At 64.4% G+C, this 17250-nt stretch carries 14 protein-coding genes; 5 read left to right on the top strand and 9 right to left on the bottom strand.

Translation table 11 applies throughout. From position 1 onward, the window contains the following. Positions 1-117: 117 nt before the first annotated feature. On the top strand, positions 118-1038 hold the full coding sequence (locus OKW41_RS44520) for a LysR family transcriptional regulator (RefSeq protein ID WP_429452691.1): 921 nt from the start codon (positions 118-120) through the stop codon (positions 1036-1038). Between the two features lie 84 nt (positions 1039-1122). Here OKW41_RS44520 and OKW41_RS44515 read toward each other — a convergent pair whose 3' ends face one another. The 4 genes from OKW41_RS44515 to OKW41_RS44500 form a co-directional block, all read right to left on the bottom strand. After that, positions 1123-2238, bottom strand: a complete 1116-nt coding sequence (locus tag OKW41_RS44515) for an ABC transporter ATP-binding protein (RefSeq protein WP_429452692.1) — start codon at positions 2236-2238, stop codon at positions 1123-1125. Between the two features lie 93 nt (positions 2239-2331). Beyond that, a complete protein-coding gene (locus tag OKW41_RS44510) occupies positions 2332-3189 on the bottom strand; it encodes a carbohydrate ABC transporter permease (protein ID WP_167368627.1) in 858 nt (285 codons plus the stop codon). Further along, on the bottom strand, positions 3179-4117 hold the full coding sequence (locus tag OKW41_RS44505; protein ID WP_184059610.1) for a carbohydrate ABC transporter permease: 939 nt from the start codon (positions 4115-4117) through the stop codon (positions 3179-3181). The genes OKW41_RS44510 and OKW41_RS44505 overlap by 11 nt, the downstream gene beginning before the upstream one ends. Positions 4118-4334: 217 nt before the next feature. Further along, a complete protein-coding gene (locus OKW41_RS44500) occupies positions 4335-5582 on the bottom strand; it encodes an ABC transporter substrate-binding protein (RefSeq protein WP_429452694.1) in 1248 nt (415 codons plus the stop codon). A 593-nt stretch (positions 5583-6175) separates the two neighbouring features. On the opposite strand from OKW41_RS44500, the gene zwf reads away from it, so the two are divergent. From zwf to OKW41_RS44480, 4 genes are all read left to right on the top strand, one after another. After that, positions 6176-7639: a glucose-6-phosphate dehydrogenase gene (zwf, locus tag OKW41_RS44495; RefSeq protein ID WP_429576354.1), complete on the top strand. Its 1464-nt coding sequence runs from the start codon at positions 6176-6178 to the stop codon at positions 7637-7639. Positions 7640-7832: 193 nt separating this feature from the next. Beyond that, positions 7833-8549, top strand: a complete 717-nt coding sequence (pgl, locus tag OKW41_RS44490; protein WP_429452698.1) for a 6-phosphogluconolactonase — start codon at positions 7833-7835, stop codon at positions 8547-8549. Continuing rightward, the gene (locus tag OKW41_RS44485; protein WP_429576353.1) at positions 8527-10443 is read left to right on the top strand and encodes a bifunctional transcriptional regulator/glucokinase; all 1917 of its coding nucleotides are present in this window, start codon (positions 8527-8529) and stop codon (positions 10441-10443) included. Before pgl ends, OKW41_RS44485 begins: the two co-directional genes overlap by 23 nt. A 151-nt stretch (positions 10444-10594) precedes the next feature. Next, entirely contained in the window at positions 10595-11521 is a 927-nt protein-coding gene (locus tag OKW41_RS44480) for a bestrophin family protein (protein WP_429576352.1), read from the top strand. Positions 11522-11552: 31 nt separating this feature from the next. On the opposite strand, the gene OKW41_RS44475 is transcribed toward OKW41_RS44480, so the two are convergent. The 5 genes from OKW41_RS44475 to apbC form a co-directional block, all read right to left on the bottom strand. After that, a complete protein-coding gene (locus OKW41_RS44475) occupies positions 11553-12299 on the bottom strand; it encodes a lysozyme inhibitor LprI family protein (protein ID WP_429576351.1) in 747 nt (248 codons plus the stop codon). A 2-nt stretch (positions 12300-12301) separates the two neighbouring features. Then, entirely contained in the window at positions 12302-14587 is a 2286-nt protein-coding gene (locus OKW41_RS44470; protein WP_429576350.1) for an Orn/Lys/Arg decarboxylase N-terminal domain-containing protein, read from the bottom strand. 90 nt (positions 14588-14677) lie between these two features. Further along, positions 14678-15247 (bottom strand): dCTP deaminase, encoded by a 570-nt coding sequence (gene dcd / locus OKW41_RS44465; RefSeq protein WP_008924193.1) that lies wholly within the window; start codon positions 15245-15247, stop codon positions 14678-14680. 210 nt (positions 15248-15457) lie between these two features. Next, the gene (locus OKW41_RS44460; protein WP_090803451.1) at positions 15458-15994 is read right to left on the bottom strand and encodes a superoxide dismutase family protein; all 537 of its coding nucleotides are present in this window, start codon (positions 15992-15994) and stop codon (positions 15458-15460) included. A gap of 130 nt (positions 15995-16124) precedes the next feature. After that, on the bottom strand, positions 16125-17213 hold the full coding sequence (apbC, locus tag OKW41_RS44455) for an iron-sulfur cluster carrier protein ApbC (protein ID WP_429576349.1): 1089 nt from the start codon (positions 17211-17213) through the stop codon (positions 16125-16127). Between the last annotated feature and the right edge of the window lie 37 nt (positions 17214-17250).

Raw genomic sequence — 17250 nt, 5'->3', positions numbered from 1 at the left:
GTGGCAGATGCGCGCGAACGAGGCGCGGCAGACAACCAGTTTTGCTGGCTGTAGACTTCCTGTCGTGTCGCAAACCTGTCCCGCCCTTCTTCTGGCTCACCACTCACAAGGCACACCATGGACCGTTTCGAAGCGATGGAGATCTTCACGCGCGTGGTCGAAGCGAACAGCTTCACCAAGGTTTCGGAATCGCTCGATCTGCCGCGCGCGAAGGTCAGCCGCACGATCCAGGCGCTCGAGGAACACGTCGGCGTGCGGCTCCTGAACCGCTCGACGCGCCAGGTCAGCGTGACCGAAGAGGGCGCATCGTTCTATGAGCGCTGCGTGCGCATTCTCGCCGACGTCGCCGATGCCGAGTCGTCGCTGTCGAGCAAGCGCGAGAATCCGGCCGGGACGATCCGCGTCGACACCTCCGGCACGCTCGCGCGCTCGCTGCTGCTGCCCGCGCTCGACGACTTCTACGCGCAATACCCCGCGATCGACGTGCGCCTCGGTCTCGCGGACCGCAACATCGATCTGATCCAGGACGGTGTCGATTGCGTGATCCGCATGGGCACGCTCGACGAGTCGAGCCTCGTTGCGAAGCGCATCGGGCTTGCGCGCATCGTCACGTGCGCATCGCCCGCGTATCTACGGAAGTTCGGCACGCCGACCACGCTGGCGGAGCTCGGCGAGCATCGCGCGGTCAACTACGTGTCCGCGCGCAGTGGCAGGACCTTCCCGTTCGAATACGAAGTGGACGGCGAAATCGAGCGCGTCGCGATGGATAGCACGCTCGCCGTCAACGACGGCTCGGTGTACATCACGGCGGCTGTGTTGGGCCACGGCATCATCCAGCCGTCGCGCTTCATGGTCGCCGAGCTGATCGAGCAAGGCGCGCTCACGGAGATTCTCGGCAACTACACGAGCCCCGGTACACCGCTGTCGATTCTGTATGCGCATCGCCGCAATCTGAGTTCGCGGCTGCGCGCGTTTATCGACTGGGCCAGCGAGCTCGCGCGCAACAATCCGGACTTGCGTTTGCCCGAGGCGGCGTAACGGCTGCGAAAGAACAAAAGCCCCATGCGCAACTCAACGCATGGGGCTTTTCTGTAGCGACGGATTCAGCGCTTACGCGACGACTTACGCAATCCGCTCTTCATTCGCCGGATCGAACAACACCGCCTTCGACGTATCGAACAGCAGCGTCGTATTCTTCTCCGGTTGCGGGTTCGACGCCGGGTGCACGCGGCTCACCGCGCGCTTGCCGTTGATCTGCGCGAACACCAGCGTGTCCGGACCAGTCGGCTCGATCACGTCGACCTTCACTTCGACCGGCTGCAGCTTCGAGTCGTCGCCGTGCGCGCCGCGCGCATCCGTGATGCGTTCCGGACGCAGGCCGAGAACCACGTTGTTGCCGACGTGCGAGCGCACCTTCCCCGAATCGAACGGCAGCACCAGCACCTTGCGCGCGACGCCCGTATCGAGTTCGATACCGACGCCCGAGCCCTGCTCGACCAGCTTGCCTTCGATGAAGTTCATCGGCGGTGCGCCGATGAAGCCCGCGACGAACAGGTTCGACGGCGAGTCGTAGATTTCCTGCGGCGCGCCGAACTGCTGAACGATGCCGTCCTTCATCACCGCGATGCGGTCGCCGAGCGTCATCGCTTCGATCTGGTCGTGCGTCACGTAGACGATCGTCGTGCCGAGGCGTTGATGCAGCAGCTTGATTTCCGAGCGCATCTCGATGCGCAGCTTCGCGTCGAGGTTCGACAGCGGCTCGTCGAACAGGAACATCACCGGATCGCGCGCGAGCGCGCGGCCCATCGCGACGCGCTGACGCTGGCCGCCCGACAGCTGACCCGGCTTGCGATCGAGCAGATGCTTGATCTGCAGCGTGTTCGACACACGCTCGACAATCTGCGTCTGCTCCTGCTTCGGCACCTTGCGGATGTTCAGGCCGAACGAGATGTTGTCGCGCACCGTCATCGACGGATACAGCGCGTACGACTGGAACACCATCGCGATGTCGCGATCTTTCGGCGACAGGTTGTTGACCGTCTTGCCGTCGATCTGGATCTCGCCCTTGGTCACGGTTTCGAGACCGGCAATCATGTTGAGCAGCGTCGACTTACCGCAGCCTGAGCCGCCCACCAGAATCAGGAACTGGCCGTCTTCGATGTCGATGTTGACACCCTTCAGAACCGGCACCCCGTTCGGGTAGGTCTTGTACACGTCACGGATGGAAAGGCTTGCCATGCTGTGAATCCTCTAGTCTCTGGTACTGCTTGAAAACGTCTTGTCAGGCGACGACGGCACGCGTTCGGTGAAACGCCGTCGCTCCAGGGTGATTTAGCCCTTCACCGCGCCCGCGGTCAGGCCGCGCACGAAGTAACGTCCGGCGATGATATAGACGAGCAGCGTGGGCAGCGCCGCGATGATCGCGCCGGCCATATCCACGTTGTATTCCTTCACGCCGGTCGAGGTGTTGACGAGGTTGTTCAGCGCCACGGTGATCGGCATCGAATCGACGCCGGAGAACACGATACCGAACAGGAAGTCGTTCCAGATCTGCGTGAATTGCCAGATCAGGCACACCATGAAGATCGGCAGCGACACCGGCAGCAGAATCTTCGTGAAGATCGTGAAGAAACCCGCGCCGTCGATACGCGCGGCCTTCACGAGTTCAGCCGGCACGCTCACGTAGAAGTTGCGGAAGAACATCGTCGTGAACGCGATACCGTAGATCACGTGCACGAGCACGAGGCCGCTCACCGTGTTCGCCAGGCCGAGGATGCCTTCGAGGCGCGCCATCGGCAGCAGGATCGCCTGGAACGGAATGAAGCAGCCGACCAGCAGCATCGTGAAGATCGGATCGGCGCCGCGGAAACGCCAGTGCGTGAGCACGTAGCCGTTGAACGCGCCGATGATCGACGAGATCAGCACGGCCGGAATCACCATGCGCACCGAGTTCATGAAGAACGGCTGCATGCCGTCGCAACGCACCCCCGTACAGGCGCCGCTCCACGCCTTGAGCCACGGCGCGAAGCTCCAGCTCGTCGGCGGCGTCAGCAGGTTGCCGGTGCGCAGCTGGTCGATGTCCTTGAACGACGTCGACAGCATCACATACAGCGGGAACAGGAAGTACAGCGCGAACAGAACCAGGGCCGCGTAAATGACGGCACGGCTAATCGTCATCTTAGGCTGCATTGCGGGTGCTCCTCGATTCCAGATACATCAGCGGCACGAGCACGGCCACTACGGTAGCGAGCATCATGATCGACGATGCCGCGCCGACGCCGAGCTGCCCACGGTTGAACGAAAACGTGTACATGAAAATGGCCGGCAGCGACGACGACGTGCCCGGACCGCCGGCGGTCAGCGCGACGACCAGGTCGAACGTCTTGATGGTGATGTGACAAAGGATCAGCAGCACGGAGAAGAACACCGGCCGCATGCTCGGAATCACGATCTTGCGGTAGATGGTCGGCAGGTTCGCGCCGTCCATCTGCGCGGCCTTGAAGATCTCGCTGTCGACGCCGCGCAAACCGGCGAGGAACAGCGCCATCACGAAGCCGGTGGACTGCCAGACCGCCGCGATCACGATACAGAAGATCGCCCTGTCCGGGTCGCCGAGCCAGTTGAACGAGAAGCTCGTCCAGCCCCAGTCGTGAAACACCTTCTCGATGCCGATGCTCGGCGTCAGAATCCATTGCCACGCGGTGCCGGTCACGATGAACGACAGCGCCATCGGATACAGGAACACGGCGCGCAGCGCGCCTTCGTTGCGGATCTGCTGATCGAGCAGGATCGCGAGCAACAGACCCAGACCGATGCAGATACCGATGAACGGGATGCCGAACCAGCCGAGGTTCGCGGCCGAAGTCCAGAACACGTCGTTCTGGAACAGTTCGCGATAGCGGTCGAGACCCGCGAACTCCCAACGAGGCATCAGCCGCGAAGTAGACAGCGACAGATAGCCGGTGATTGCGATAAAGCCATACACGAAGATCAGGCTGATCACGACGCTGGGTGCGAGCACCAGCTTCGGAATATAGCGATCGGCAAGGGCCGCCATGGGCGACGTGCGGCGGGTGACGGTGGCCGTTTTCCCGTTCCCGCTGATGGAAGCAGTCACTACTCGACTCCTGCTGAAACTGTACCCCCGGGCTGCCCATGCACGCATGGCGCGGAACCGCGACGGCCTGGGTGTGACTCCATGAAACCAGGGTGAGCCGCGTGGCGCCAGACTGCGCTGCGAACGAAAGCAGCTCGAGGTCCGACTCGACACGGCCCGAAGGGCGCGCCCGGTGCTTCGGATGCAAGCCGCCGGGCGCAACGCTTCGTACTTACGCTTACTTGGTCTTCGCTGCCTTCGCGAGAGCCTGAACCGCGGTCTTCGAATCTTCCTGCGAGTTCATGAACTTCGTGACGACGTCGGAGATCGCGCCTGCCGCGGCATCCGGCTGAGCCATGCCGTGAGCGAGCGACGGCACATAACCGCCGGCCTTGATCGCAATCTGCTCATCCGCGTACGACTTCTTCGCGCAGTCGTCGAACTTGTCCATCGGCACGCCGAGACGCACGGGGATCGAGCCCTTGTACAGGCTGAACTGCTCCTGGAACGCCGGCGACATGATCGTCTTCGCGAGCGCGAGCTGGCCCGGCGTCGCGGCCTTCTGGCCCTTCTGCTGGAAGAACACGAACGAGTCGACGTTGAACGTATAAGCCTTGTCGGTGTTCGGCACCACCGCGCAGATGTAGTCCGTGCCCGACTTCTTGCCAGCGTTGGTGAACTCGCCCTTCGCCCAGTCGCCCATGAACTGCATGCCGGCCTTGCCGTTGATGACCATGGCCGTGGCGAGGTTCCAGTCACGGCCCGTACGGCCCGCGTCGAAGTAGCCCTGGATCTTGCGGACCGTGTCGAACACCTGAACCATCTTTTCCGAGGTCAGTGTCTTCTCGTCGAGGTCGACGAGCGCCTTCCTGTAGAAGTCCGCGCCTTCCGACAGCACGACGTCTTCCCACAGCGTCAGGTCTTGCCACGGCTGGCCGCCCATTGCGATCGGCTGAATGCCCGCGGCCTTCATCTTGTCGGCTACCGCGAAGAACTCAGGCCACGTGGTCGGCACCTTGCCGCCTGCCTTGTCCAGCGCTGCCTTGTTGATGTACAGCCAGTTCACGCGATGCACCGAGAACGGCGCGCCGACATAGTGGCCGTCCGCTTGCATGATCTTGTCGATTTGCGGCGGCAGGTTCTTCTTCCAGTCGCCCGCGACCGAGTCGATCGGCACCAGCACACCCTGCGAAGCCCAGTCCTGGATCAGCGGACCCTTGATCTGCGCGGCGCTCGGTGCGTTGCCCGAGATCACCTGCGTCTTCAGTGCCGTCATGGCAGCCGCGCCAGCGCCGCCCGCGACCGCGAAGTCCTTCCACGTGTAACCCTGCTTCGTCATGTCGTCCTTGAGGACGCCGACGGCCTTGGATTCGCCGCCCGAAGTCCACCAGTGCAGCACTTCGACCGACTCCGCGGCCTGCACGGCCGACACGCCACACATCAGACCCGCAGCGCACAGAGCGCCAATGATCGCGCGAAATTTCATTGCTTATCTCCTCCAGACACCTGAACAAAAAAACGAATGGCCCCTGATGTCGCCAGGGTGCTGTGGTTGGTTCAAACAGGCAAAACACTGGGCGATCGGGCACGGTCGGGCGCATGCGCGAGGGCATGTGCCGGCGGACCGATGTCCGGCCGCTGGACGCTCAAGAGGTGAGTGGTTCGGGATGCAACTGACTGTCTCCTCTTTTGATTTTTGCCTGCCCGCATCGCGCTGCAGACTCGAGGTACCTCATACGCCAATTCGCCGCCAGCCTGACGTCGGCTGCGGGCAACGACCCCGCAAGCCCGTCGACTCCCCGGCTTTCCGTAAGGTCCGCCGGCACCCTGCTGGCGCGTACCGGAAGGCGTCGGCCCGTTAGCGTGCCGGGGACGTCCGCCGATTCGCAAAAAGCGTGCATTCCGTCTGTACAGCGCACGCTTTTTTCATCGAATTAACGCTACCTCTTGATTTGGATTGTAGTTAAACTACAATTCAGTGTCAAAAAATATTTTATCGGACTACGGTCGCTCTTCCGGGGCGCTGCGCGTGCAGTGTCCGATCAGCGCGGCGGCCCTTCAGGACATCGACGGAGACTCATGCATACCGACACAAGCTTCACCTTCGTTCTCTTCGGCGGAACCGGCGATCTGTCGATGCGCAAGATCCTGCCCGCGCTGTTCGAGGCGCACCGCGCGGGCGGCATGCTCGCCGACAGCGGCAAGATCGTCGCGGTCGCGCGGCACGTCGAGGATCGCGGCGAGTATCTGCAGTGGGTCGACGGGCACGTCAAGCCGCATGTGTCGAAGAACGGCCTCGACGAAGCCGCGTGGACGAGCTTCCTCGCGCGCATCGAGTTCGTGAAGATCGATCTCGGCAATCCGGATGACTTCGCGCAACTGCGCGACGCGATCCAGGAGATGCCCGGCATCCGCGTGTTCTATCTGGCGACGGGTCCGTCGCTGTTCGTGCCGATCTGCCATGCGCTCGCCGCGGTGGGCCTGAACCACAACGCTCGCATCGTGCTCGAGAAGCCGCTCGGCTACGACCTGAAGTCGTCGAACGCAATTAATGATGCGGTCGGCGAAATCTTCGCGGAAGAACAGATCTACCGGATCGACCATTACCTCGGCAAGGAGCCGGTGCAGAACCTGCTCGCGCTGCGCTTCGGCAATGCGCTGTTCGAGCCGCTGTGGCGCCGCGAGTGGGTCGAAAGCATCCAGATCACGATCGCCGAGGAACTCGGCGTCGAAGCGCGCGGCGATTTCTACGACAATACCGGCGCGCTGCGCGACATGGTGCAGAACCACCTGTTGCAGTTGCTGTCGATCGTCGCGATGGAGCCGCCCCACTCGATGGATTCCGACTCGGTGCGCGACGAAAAGCTGCGCGTGCTGCGCGCGCTCAAACCGGTCGAGCCGCAGGAAATCGGCAAGGTCGCGGTGCGCGGCCAGTATCATTCGGGCGTGATCCGTGGCAACACGGTCCCGGCCTACGCGACCGAGCACGGCGTGAAGCCCGATAGCTCGACCGAGACGTTCGTCGCGCTGAAGGTCGAGATCGAGAACTGGCGCTGGGCCGGCGTGCCGTTTTTCCTGCGCACGGGCAAGCGGCTCGCCGATCGCGTCGCCGAGATCGTCGTGAATTTCCGTGCGGTGCCGCATTCGGCGCTTGGCGCGTCGGCGCTGCGCGCGGGCGCGAACCGCCTCGTGATCCGTCTGCAGCCGAACGAGACGATTCGTCTGTACTGTCTCGCGAAGCAGCCCGGCGAGGGTATGAACCTCGCGAGCGTATACCTCGATCTCGCGTTCGACCGGTTCTTCCGCGAAGACCAGATGGAGGCCTATCAGCGGCTGCTGCTCGACGTGATCCACGGGCGCCTCGCGCTGTTCGTGCGGCGCGACGAACAGGAAGCCGCGTGGCGTTGGGTCGAGCCGATCCTGAACGAGTGGAAGGCCTCCACCAAGCCGCCCAAGCCGTACGCGGCGGGCACGTGGGGACCGGCCGCGGCGAGCGCGATGCTCGCCCAGCACGGCACCTGCTGGCTCGAGGAAGAGAATTGAGTTTGATGAATTGATGGACGGCGCCGCGCGCGATGAACACCTCGGCGCGCGGCTCCGGCAACACCACCGACGAACTGAACGGAGTCGCGCCGGTATCGCGTCATGCGTCCGCAGGCCACCCGCCTTGCAAGCATCGTGCGAGAGCAGTCAGGCTGATTCCGCAGACCTAACAAGAAAGCAGCACGGAGGAGAAGTGATCGAGCTTCACGCTTTCGACGACCAGCGCGCCCAATCCGACGCGCTGGCGAAAGCGGTGGGCGACGCGTTGCATGCGTCGCTTGCCGCACAGGCGGCCGGCACCGGCACGTCAACCCCGCTCGCGCGCCCGGCCATGCTGGCCGTGTCCGGCGGCAGCAGCCCGCGTCCGTTCCTGCAAACGTTGTCGACGCAGACGTTCGACTGGCCCCGCATCGCGATCACGCTGGTCGACGACCGCTGGGTGCCGGAGACCGATAGCGCGAGCAACGCGCAGCTCGCGCGCGCCACGTTGCTGCAGAACGCGGCGCAACACGCGACCTTCTGGCCGCTCGTCGACACCACCCAGGATCTGCATTCGCACGTCGCCGCGCTGAACGCGGACGCGCGCTTTGCCACGGCGCCCGACGTCGCGGTGCTGGGCATGGGCGAAGACGGCCACACCGCGTCGATCTTCGCCGACGCGCCCGAATGGGATCACGCGATCAACACGACCGAGCGTTTCGTCGCCGTGCATCCGGGCGCGGCGCCGCACGCGCGCGTGAGCTGGTCGCTGTCCGCGCTGAAGGACGTGAAGCATCTGTTTCTGCTGATCGCAGGGCCGCGCAAGATGGACGTGCTCAACGCCGCGTCCGCCGCGCCACAAAAAAATGCCATCTCGCAGCTGGCAAACGACAAGGGAGTGAGACTCGATGTCTACTGGTGTGCAAACTAAAGCTGTGCCGGGCGCGGTCCAGCACGCCGATGGACCGAGGCTCCTGGCCGACATCGGCGGTACCAATGCGCGTTTCGCGCTCGAGACGGGCCCCGGCGAAATCGGCTCGGTGCAGATCTATCCTTGCGCCGACTACCCGAGCGTCGCCGACGTCATCAAGAAGTATCTGAAGGACACGAAGATCGGCCGCGTCAATCACGCGGCGATCGCGATTGCGAACCCGGTCGACGGCGACCAGGTCAGCATGACCAATCACGACTGGACCTTTTCGATCGAAGCGACGCGCCGCGCGCTCGGCTTCGACACGCTGCTCGTCGTCAACGACTTCACCGCGCTCGCGATGGCGCTGCCCGGCCTCACCGACACGCAGCGCGTGCAGGTGGGCGGCGGCCAGCGCCGGCCGAACAGCGTGATCGGCCTGCTCGGCCCCGGCACCGGCATGGGGGTGTCGGGCCTGATCCCCGCCGACGACCGCTGGATCGCGCTCGGCAGCGAAGGCGGCCACGCCACCTTCGCGCCCGCCGACGAGCGTGAAGATATCGTGCTGCAGTACGCGCGCAAGAAGTGGTCGCACGTGTCGTTCGAACGCGTCGCCGCGGGTCCCGGCATCGAGGTGATCTATCGCGCGCTCGCGGGCCGCGACAAGAAGCGCGTGCCGGCCAGCGTCAATACGGCCGATGTGGTCAAGCGCGCGCTCGAAGGCGAGCCGCTCGCGGCCGAATCGGTCGACGTGTTCTGCGGCATTCTCGGCACCTTCGCCGGCAATATCGCGGTGACGCTCGGCGCGCTCGGCGGCATCTATATCGGCGGCGGCGTCGTGCCACGCCTCGGCGAGTTCTTCGCGCGTTCGTCGTTTCGCCAGCGCTTCGAGGCGAAGGGCCGCTTCGAGGCATATCTGCAGAACGTGCCGACCTATGTGATTACCGCCGAATACCCGGCGTTCCTCGGCGTATCGGCGATTCTGGCGGAGCAGCTGTCGAACCGCGCGGGCGGCAGCTCGTCGGCGGTGTTCGAGCGGATTCGCCAGATGCGCGACGCGCTGACGCCGGCCGAGCGCCGCGTCGCCGATCTCGCGCTGAACCACCCGCGTTCGATCATCAACGATCCGATCGTCGACATCGCGCGCAAGGCCGACGTCAGTCAGCCGACCGTGATCCGCTTCTGCCGCTCGCTCGGCTGCCAGGGGCTGTCGGACTTCAAGCTCAAGCTCGCGACCGGTTTGACCGGCACGATTCCGGTCAGCCACAGCCAGGTGCATCTCGGCGACACCGCGACCGACTTCGGCGCGAAGGTGCTCGACAATACCGTGTCCGCGATTCTGCAATTGCGCGAGCATCTGAACTTCGAGCACGTGGAACGCGCCATCGACCTGCTGAACGGCGCGCGGCGCATCGAGTTCTACGGACTCGGCAATTCGAACATCGTCGCGCAGGACGCGCACTACAAGTTCTTCCGCTTCGGCATTCCGACCATCGCGTACGGTGACCTGTACATGCAGGCGGCCTCGGCCGCGCTGCTCGGCAAGGGCGACGTGATCGTCGCGGTGTCGAAGTCGGGGCGCGCGCCCGAGCTGCTGCGCGTGCTCGACGTCGCGATGCAGGCCGGCGCGCAGGTGATCGCGATCACCTCGAGCAACACACCGCTCGCGAAGCGTGCGACGGTCGCGCTGGAAACCGATCACATCGAGATTCGCGAGTCGCAACTGTCGATGATCTCGCGCATCCTGCACCTCGTGATGATCGACATTCTCGCGGTCGGTGTGGCGATTCGGCGCGCGGTGCCGAGCGACGACGTCGCCGAGACGGTCGAGAAAGCGCGCGAAGGCGCCGACGACGACGCGACGGCCGTGCTCGACTGGCTCAGCCACGGCGCTGCGTCGTCGGCGCGCGACTGAGCCTCCGCTCACGGCTGTCCCGATCCGCTTGCGGTGAACGAATCCGCGGCGTGTGCATCGTCTTCGATGCGCCCGCCGCGGGTTTTCCTGTTTGGGGACGCGAAAAGCGACCGATAATAGGCGCTCTATCTCCTGGCCGAAGCGCTTTGCCATGATCATCCGCCCGCATCTCCACTGGTTTCACATGCTGCTCGCGTGGCGCGGCTCGGTGCTGCCGCAGTTGCTGCCGCGGCTCCTGCTGATCTTCTTCATCTCGATCATTGCGCTCGCCGCACACGATCATCTGCTGCCCGTCAGCCTGAACCTGAACTCGATCGCGCCGTTCTCGCTGGTCGGCATTGCGCTGGCGGTGTTTCTCGGCTTTCGCAACAACGCGAGCTACGACCGCTGGTGGGAGGCGCGCAAGCTGTGGGGGCAGTTGCTCAATGAGTCGCGCTCGCTGACGCGCCAGGCGCTGACGCTGCCGTCGCGAGAGTTGCCCGAAGAAGAAGCCGCCGCGTTTCTGGCGATACTGAGCGCGCTCCCGCATGCGCTGCGTCATCAGTTGCGCAAGACCGAACCGCGCGACGACCTTTCCGCGCGGCTGCCCCGCGCACTGTTTGAACGTGTGATTGGATCGCGCTACAAGCCAGCCGCGCTGTTGCTGTGCCTCGGCGAATGGGTGCAGCGCGCGGCACGCGCGGGGGCGCTCGATCCGATGGCGGTGCTCGCGTTCGACCGCAATCTGTGCGGGCTGTCGGATGTGATCGGCGGGTGCGAGCGCATCGCGTCGACGCCACTGCCGTTCGCGTATTCGGTGATGATCCACCGCACCGTGTACTTCTTCTGCGCGTCGCTGCCATTCGGACTCGTCAATAGCATCGGCATTTTCACGCCGGTGTTCGCAGTGTTCGTCGCGTACACGTTCATGGCGCACGAAGCGATCGCGTCGCAGCTCGAAGAACCGTTCGGCACCGACGACAATGACCTCGCGCTCAACACGATGTCCGCGATGATCGAGGATACGATGCGCGATCTGCGCGGCGAGCCGGCGCTCGCGCCGCCGCAGCCGCGCGAAGACCGTTATCAATGGGATTGAATGCGCGGTGGGCCGCGCCGGTCGGCGGCCGTTAGTGGTTGCCGGCCGTTTCGGAGAGCCGTTTGATCGTCGCGACGCGCGCGCCGATGATGTCGATACGCCCGTGCTCGTCGACGAGCCGCGTCGACGCCGTCAGATACGCGCTCCACGCGCGTTGCGCGTGCACGAGCGTCGGCCGCGATTGCGCCGGCATCTTCGCTTCGAGCACACGATAGTAGCGGTTCAGATCGAACATCGCGTGTTCGCAACGCGCGTCGGCGCTGCAGGCGCGCGGCCGGCGCGGCGCCGGTCCGTTCGCATCGGCGAGCGCGCTGCGCAGCGCGAGCGCGCGGTCGCGCACCGGCTGCAGCTGCATGTCGGCTTCGGAAAGCACGTACATCGAACCTTGGGTCGTGGCGAAGACCGCGGCAAGCAACTGCTTCTCGGCATCGCGCGACGCGAGCCAGCTCGACTGGCTCCTTTCCCACAGCCTGCGCCGCGCGGGCGGCAGCTTCGCGAGCAACTGCTGGTACGCGTTGTCGACCGCGATCTTCCAGCCGATGCGCGCAGCGTCCATGCACTGCACCTGCCCCATCGTCGTCGACATGTCGGCGCGCGCGAGACATGCGCGCATCGACGCGTCGAGCGGATCGGCGGCGGCCACCTCGGCATGCGCCGCCGGACTCGCGATGCCGCCGAACACCACCGTGCCGGCCGCCAGCGCGAAGGCCAGCACGCCGGCCCCGCGCCGCCAGCGGCCGATCGCTGCGAGGCCCGGCAGAAACGTCACCCTCCCCATCGTCAGATGCGCACGCAATCGACGAAGTATTCGATGCGCCCGTTGACCATTTCGCCGACGAGCCCGTGGATATCCGTATGGAAGCCCGGGAAGCGCTCGTTGAACTCGCGCGCGAAACGCAGATAGTTGACGATGGTCCTGTTGAAACGCTCGCCCGGAATCAGCAGCGGAATGCCCGGCGGATACGGCGTCAACAGGATCGACGTGACACGGCCTTCGAGCTCGTCGATCGGTACCCGATCGATCTCGCGGTGCGCGAGCTTCGCAAACGCGTCGGACGGCTTCATCGCCGGCTCCATGCTCGACAGGTACATCTCGGTCGTCAGACGCGCGATGTCGTTCGCGCGATACACGCTGTGGATCTGCTGGCACAGGTCGCGCAGGCCGACACGCTCGTACATCGGATGATGCTGCACGAACTCGGGCAGCACACGCCACAGCGGCTGGTTGTTGTCGTAGTCGTCCTTGAACTGCTGCAGCTCGGTCACCATCGAGTTCCAGCGGCCCTTCGTGATGCCGATCGTAAACATGATGAAGAACGAGTACAGGCCCGTCTTCTCGACGATGATGCCGTGCTCGGCCAGGTACTTCGTGACGATCGCGGCCGGAATGCCGGTTTCGCCGAAGCCGCCGTCCATGTCGAGACCCGGCGTGACGATCGTCGCCTTGATCGGGTCGAGCATGTTGAAGCCTTCGGCGAGCGGGCCAAAGCCGTGCCACGCGTCGTTGGGACGCAGCATCCAGTCGTCACGCGAGCCGATGCCTTCCTCGGCGAACTGGTCCGGGCCCCACACCTTGAAGAACCAGTCGTCGCCGTATTCGGTGTCGACCTTGGTCATCGCGCGGCGGAAGTCGAGCGCTTCAGCGATCGACTCCTCGACGAGCGCGGTGCCGCCCGGCGCTTCCATCATCGCCGCGGCCACGTCGCACGACGCGATGATCGCGTACTGCGGGCTCGTCGACGTATGCATCAGATACGCCTCGTTGAAGCGATGCCTGTCGAAGCGGCTGTTCTTCGAATCCTGCACGACGATCTGTGACGCCTGCGAGATGCCGGCGAGCAGCTTGTGCGTGGAGTGCGTCGCGTACACCATCGCGCCGATACGCGGACGGCCCGCGCCGATGGCGTGCATGTCCTGATAGAACTCGTGGAATTCGGCGTGCGGCAGCCACGCTTCGTCGAAGTGCAGCGTGTCGAGCCATTCGCCCAACATCTCCTTGATCATCTCGACGTTGTAGATCACGCCGTCGTAGGTGCTTTGCGTGATCGTCAGAATGCGCGGCTTCAGGTTCGGGTTCTTCGCGAGCGCTTCGCGCGCGAACGGGTTCGCCTCGATCTTCTTGCGGATGTTCTCCGGTTCGAACTCGCTGCGCGGAATCGGGCCGATGATGCCGAAGTTGTTGCGGGTCGGCGTCAGGAACACCGGTATCGCGCCGGTCATCGTAATCGCGTGCAGGATCGACTTGTGGCAGTTGCGGTCGACCAGCACGATGTCTCCCGGCGCCACCGTGCCGTGCCAGACGATCTTGTTCGAGGTGGAGGTGCCGTTGGTCACGAAGAACACGTGGTCGGCGCTGAAGATGCGCGCGGCGTTGCGCTCCGAGGCCGCGACCGGACCGGTATGGTCGAGCAGCTGGCCCAGTTCGTCGACCGCGTTGCAGACGTCGGCGCGCAGCATGTTCTCGCCGAAGAACTGGTGGAACATCTGGCCGAGCGGGCTCTTCAGGAACGCGACGCCGCCCGAGTGACCCGGGCAGTGCCACGAGTACGAACCTTCTTCCGCGTACTGCACCAGTTCCTTGAAGAACGGCGGCGCCAGCGAGTCGAGATACACCTTCGCCTCGCGGATGATATGGCGCGCGACGAACTCCGGCGTGTCCTCGAACATATGGATGAAGCCGTGCAGCTCGCGCAGGATGTCGTTCGGCAGATGGCGCGAAGTGCGCGTTTCGCCGTACAGGAAGATCGGAATATCGGCGTTGCGGCGGCGCACTTCGGTCACGAACGCGCGCAGTGCGACGATCGCGGCGGCAAGCTCGGGCGTCTCGCCTTCGACAACCACGTTATCGACGTATGGCAGCAGCTCGTCGTCGTCGATCGACAGGATGAAGCACGACGCGCGGCTCGACTGCTGCGCGAACGAGGTCAGATCGCCGTAGCTCGTCAACCCGAGCACTTCCGCGCCTTCTTTCTCGATGGCTTCGGCCAAAGCCCGGATGCCGGAACCCGAGATGTTCTCGGAGCGGAAATCTTCGTCGATGATGACGACGGGGAAACGGAACTTCATGGGCGATTCTCCAAAAAGAAAACGACCGCTGCGTTACGTAAAAAGCGCAGCGGTCACCCGAATAACTGGTGGGTCAAGACGCTGCCGACGTCACGTTTTCGGCAATGTGACGCCGTGCTGACCTTGATACTTGCCGCCGCGATCCGCGTACGACGTTTCACAAATCTCGTCGCTTTCGAAAAACAGCACCTGCGCGACGCCTTCGTTCGCGTAAATTTTCGCAGGCAAAGGTGTCGTATTCGAGAATTCGAGCGTGACGTGGCCTTCCCATTCCGGCTCGAACGGCGTCACGTTGACGATGATTCCGCAGCGCGCGTATGTTGATTTGCCGAGGCACACGGTCAGCACGCTGCGCGGAATACGGAAATACTCGACCGTGCGCGCGAGCGCGAACGAGTTCGGCGGGATGATGCAGACGTCGCCCTTGAAATCGACAAACGACTTCTCGTCGAAGTTCTTCGGATCGACGATCGTCGAGTTGATGTTGGTGAAGATCTTGAATTCGTCGGCGCAGCGGATGTCGTAGCCGTAGCTCGAGGTGCCGTAGCTGACAATCTTCCGGCCGTCTTCGGAGACGCGAACCTGATCGGGCGCAAACGGCTCGATCATCTTGTGCGACTCGGCCATGCGCCGGATCCACTTGTCAGATTTGATGGTCATAGGTGAGAGCTGCTCGACGTGAATATCAGGTGTGACGAAAGATAGATGAAAACGACCGGCGGCGCTTCGGCGCCCAGCCGGCAAAGGCCGCTTATTTTACGCGATCACGGAGACGCTGCCGCAGATGGCGCGAGGCGCGCCCGATGAAGGGGGTCCGCCGACTGGCACGACGCCGTTGCGGGGCGGGCGCGGCGATAGCGCGCTCGCGCTTCACTGCTGGCGAATCACGCCGCAGGCGATCGCCGCGCCCGCGCCATGCTGAGGGTAAGCGTAGGGATCGGTCGCATCGCGGTGGAGCAGTACCGCGCGCTGCAGCACCGAGCGGATGCCGTCGAGCGACACGTCCGGCGCGACGATGAAGCCGGTGGCCACGCCGTTCGCGTCCGCATGGATGTTGCCGAGATCGCCCTCGACGCGCGCGCCGGCCTTGAGCCGTTCGGCCGCCGGCGAAAACACCGGACCGGCGCTGGAGCCGTCGGCGGCGTTGCAGTCGCCGCGCTCGTGCACCTGCAGCGCGTGGTCGCTATTGGGCGGCAAGCCCGTGAGATTGTAGGTGACCTGGACGCCGTCCGAGCGCTCGATAAAGGTCACGAGACCGTGCGCCTGATTGCCCACGGTGGGCAGCAGTTGCGCGTCGGCGCGCTTTTCCTGTGGTCTCAGGAATACGCCACAGCCGCTCAACAGCACACAGCCGGCAGTCAGGACGATGAACGCATGTACCGCGTGCCCGTCGATTCGTTTTCCCATGCGATCCTCTCGTCGGCCTGGCGGCCGCCCCTGCGGCCGCCGAGCCGAACTCGTGAAGTCGACATGATACCGCGAGAGCTCGTGAAAATAGGGATCGAGATCGCCCCTAATCCCTTGCCCGAACGGCCGCTCAGGTGTTCTGCACGACGATGTTCGGAAACTTCGAGCTCATGTCGCGTGCGCGCTCGGCGATATGCACCGCGACCTTGCGCGCGATCGAGCGATAGATCTCCGCAACGCGCCCGTTCGGGTCCGCGACGACCGTCGGACGGCCCGAGTCGGCCTGCTCGCGGATCGTGATGTCGAGCGGCAGGCTGCCGAGCACGTCGACGCCATACTCCTTGCCCATGCGCTCGCCGCCGCCGGCGCCGAAGATGTGCTCCTCGTGCCCGCAATTCGAACAGATGTGCAGGCCCATGTTCTCGACGATGCCGAGAATCGGGATGCCGACCTTTTCGAACATCTTGAGGCCCTTCTTCGCGTCGAGCAGCGCAATGTCCTGCGGCGTCGTGACGATCACGGCGCCCGTAACCGGCACGCGCTGCGCGAGCGTCAGCTGGATGTCGCCGGTGCCCGGTGGCATGTCGACGATCAGATAGTCGAGTTCGTGCCAGTTGGTCTGGCGCAGCAGCTGTTCGAGCGCCGAGGTCGCCATCGGGCCGCGCCACACCATCGGGTTGTCCGCCTCGATCAGGAAACCTATCGAGCTGGCCTGCACGCCGTGGCCGGTCATCGGGTTCATCGATTTGTCGTCGGGCGATTCGGGGCGACCCTCGATGCCGAGCATGGTGGGCAGCGACGGGCCGTAGATGTCGGCGTCGAGAATGCCGACCGCCGCGCCCTCGCTCGCGAGCGCGAGCGCGAGATTCACGGCGGTCGTGCTCTTGCCGACGCCGCCCTTGCCCGAGGCAACCGCGACGATGTTCTTCACGCCGGGCAGCAGTTTCACGCCGCGCTGCACGGTGTGTGCGGCAATCTGTTGCGAAACCTCGACGCGCACGTTCGCGACGCCGGGCACCTCGCGCAACGCGTCGGCGAACCGCTGGCGGATCGCGTCGAACTGGCTTTTCGCCGGGTAGCCGAGCGTCACCTGAAGGCCGACCGCGTCGCCCTCCACAACCACGTTGCGGATGCTCTTCGCGGCCGCGTACGGCGCGCCGGTGTTGGGGTCAGTGACGGCCGCGACGGCGGCGTCGACCAAAGCCCGATCGATACTCATTGATACTCCGTGGGGAAGAGGTGCGGCGCGGCGAGAT

Origin of the sequence: Paraburkholderia sp. UCT70, assembly GCF_050434085.1 — a bacterium.
Taxonomy (GTDB): domain Bacteria; phylum Pseudomonadota; class Gammaproteobacteria; order Burkholderiales; family Burkholderiaceae; genus Paraburkholderia; species Paraburkholderia tuberum.
Note: the sequence above shows the minus strand (reverse complement) of the source record. Positions and strands in the feature narration are given on the sequence as shown.

Bases quoted from the DNA above. Each gene is read 5' to 3' on its own strand.
- OKW41_RS44520 (WP_429452691.1), top strand. From the start codon at position 118: ATGGACCGTTTCGAAGCGATGGAGATCTTCACGCGCGTGGTCGAAGCG.
- OKW41_RS44515 (WP_429452692.1), bottom strand. From the start codon at position 2,238: ATGGCAAGCCTTTCCATCCGTGACGTGTACAAGACCTACCCGAACGGG.
- OKW41_RS44510 (WP_167368627.1), bottom strand. From the start codon at position 3,189: ATGCAGCCTAAGATGACGATTAGCCGTGCCGTCATTTACGCGGCCCTG.
- OKW41_RS44500 (WP_429452694.1), bottom strand. From the start codon at position 5,582: ATGAAATTTCGCGCGATCATTGGCGCTCTGTGCGCTGCGGGTCTGATG.
- zwf (WP_429576354.1), top strand. From the start codon at position 6,176: ATGCATACCGACACAAGCTTCACCTTCGTTCTCTTCGGCGGAACCGGC.
- OKW41_RS44485 (WP_429576353.1), top strand. From the start codon at position 8,527: ATGTCTACTGGTGTGCAAACTAAAGCTGTGCCGGGCGCGGTCCAGCAC.
- OKW41_RS44480 (WP_429576352.1), top strand. From the start codon at position 10,595: ATGATCATCCGCCCGCATCTCCACTGGTTTCACATGCTGCTCGCGTGG.
- OKW41_RS44475 (WP_429576351.1), bottom strand. From the start codon at position 12,299: ATGGGGAGGGTGACGTTTCTGCCGGGCCTCGCAGCGATCGGCCGCTGG.
- OKW41_RS44470 (WP_429576350.1), bottom strand. From the start codon at position 14,587: ATGAAGTTCCGTTTCCCCGTCGTCATCATCGACGAAGATTTCCGCTCC.
- dcd (WP_008924193.1), bottom strand. From the start codon at position 15,247: ATGACCATCAAATCTGACAAGTGGATCCGGCGCATGGCCGAGTCGCAC.
- OKW41_RS44460 (WP_090803451.1), bottom strand. From the start codon at position 15,994: ATGGGAAAACGAATCGACGGGCACGCGGTACATGCGTTCATCGTCCTG.
- apbC (WP_429576349.1), bottom strand. From the start codon at position 17,213: ATGAGTATCGATCGGGCTTTGGTCGACGCCGCCGTCGCGGCCGTCACT.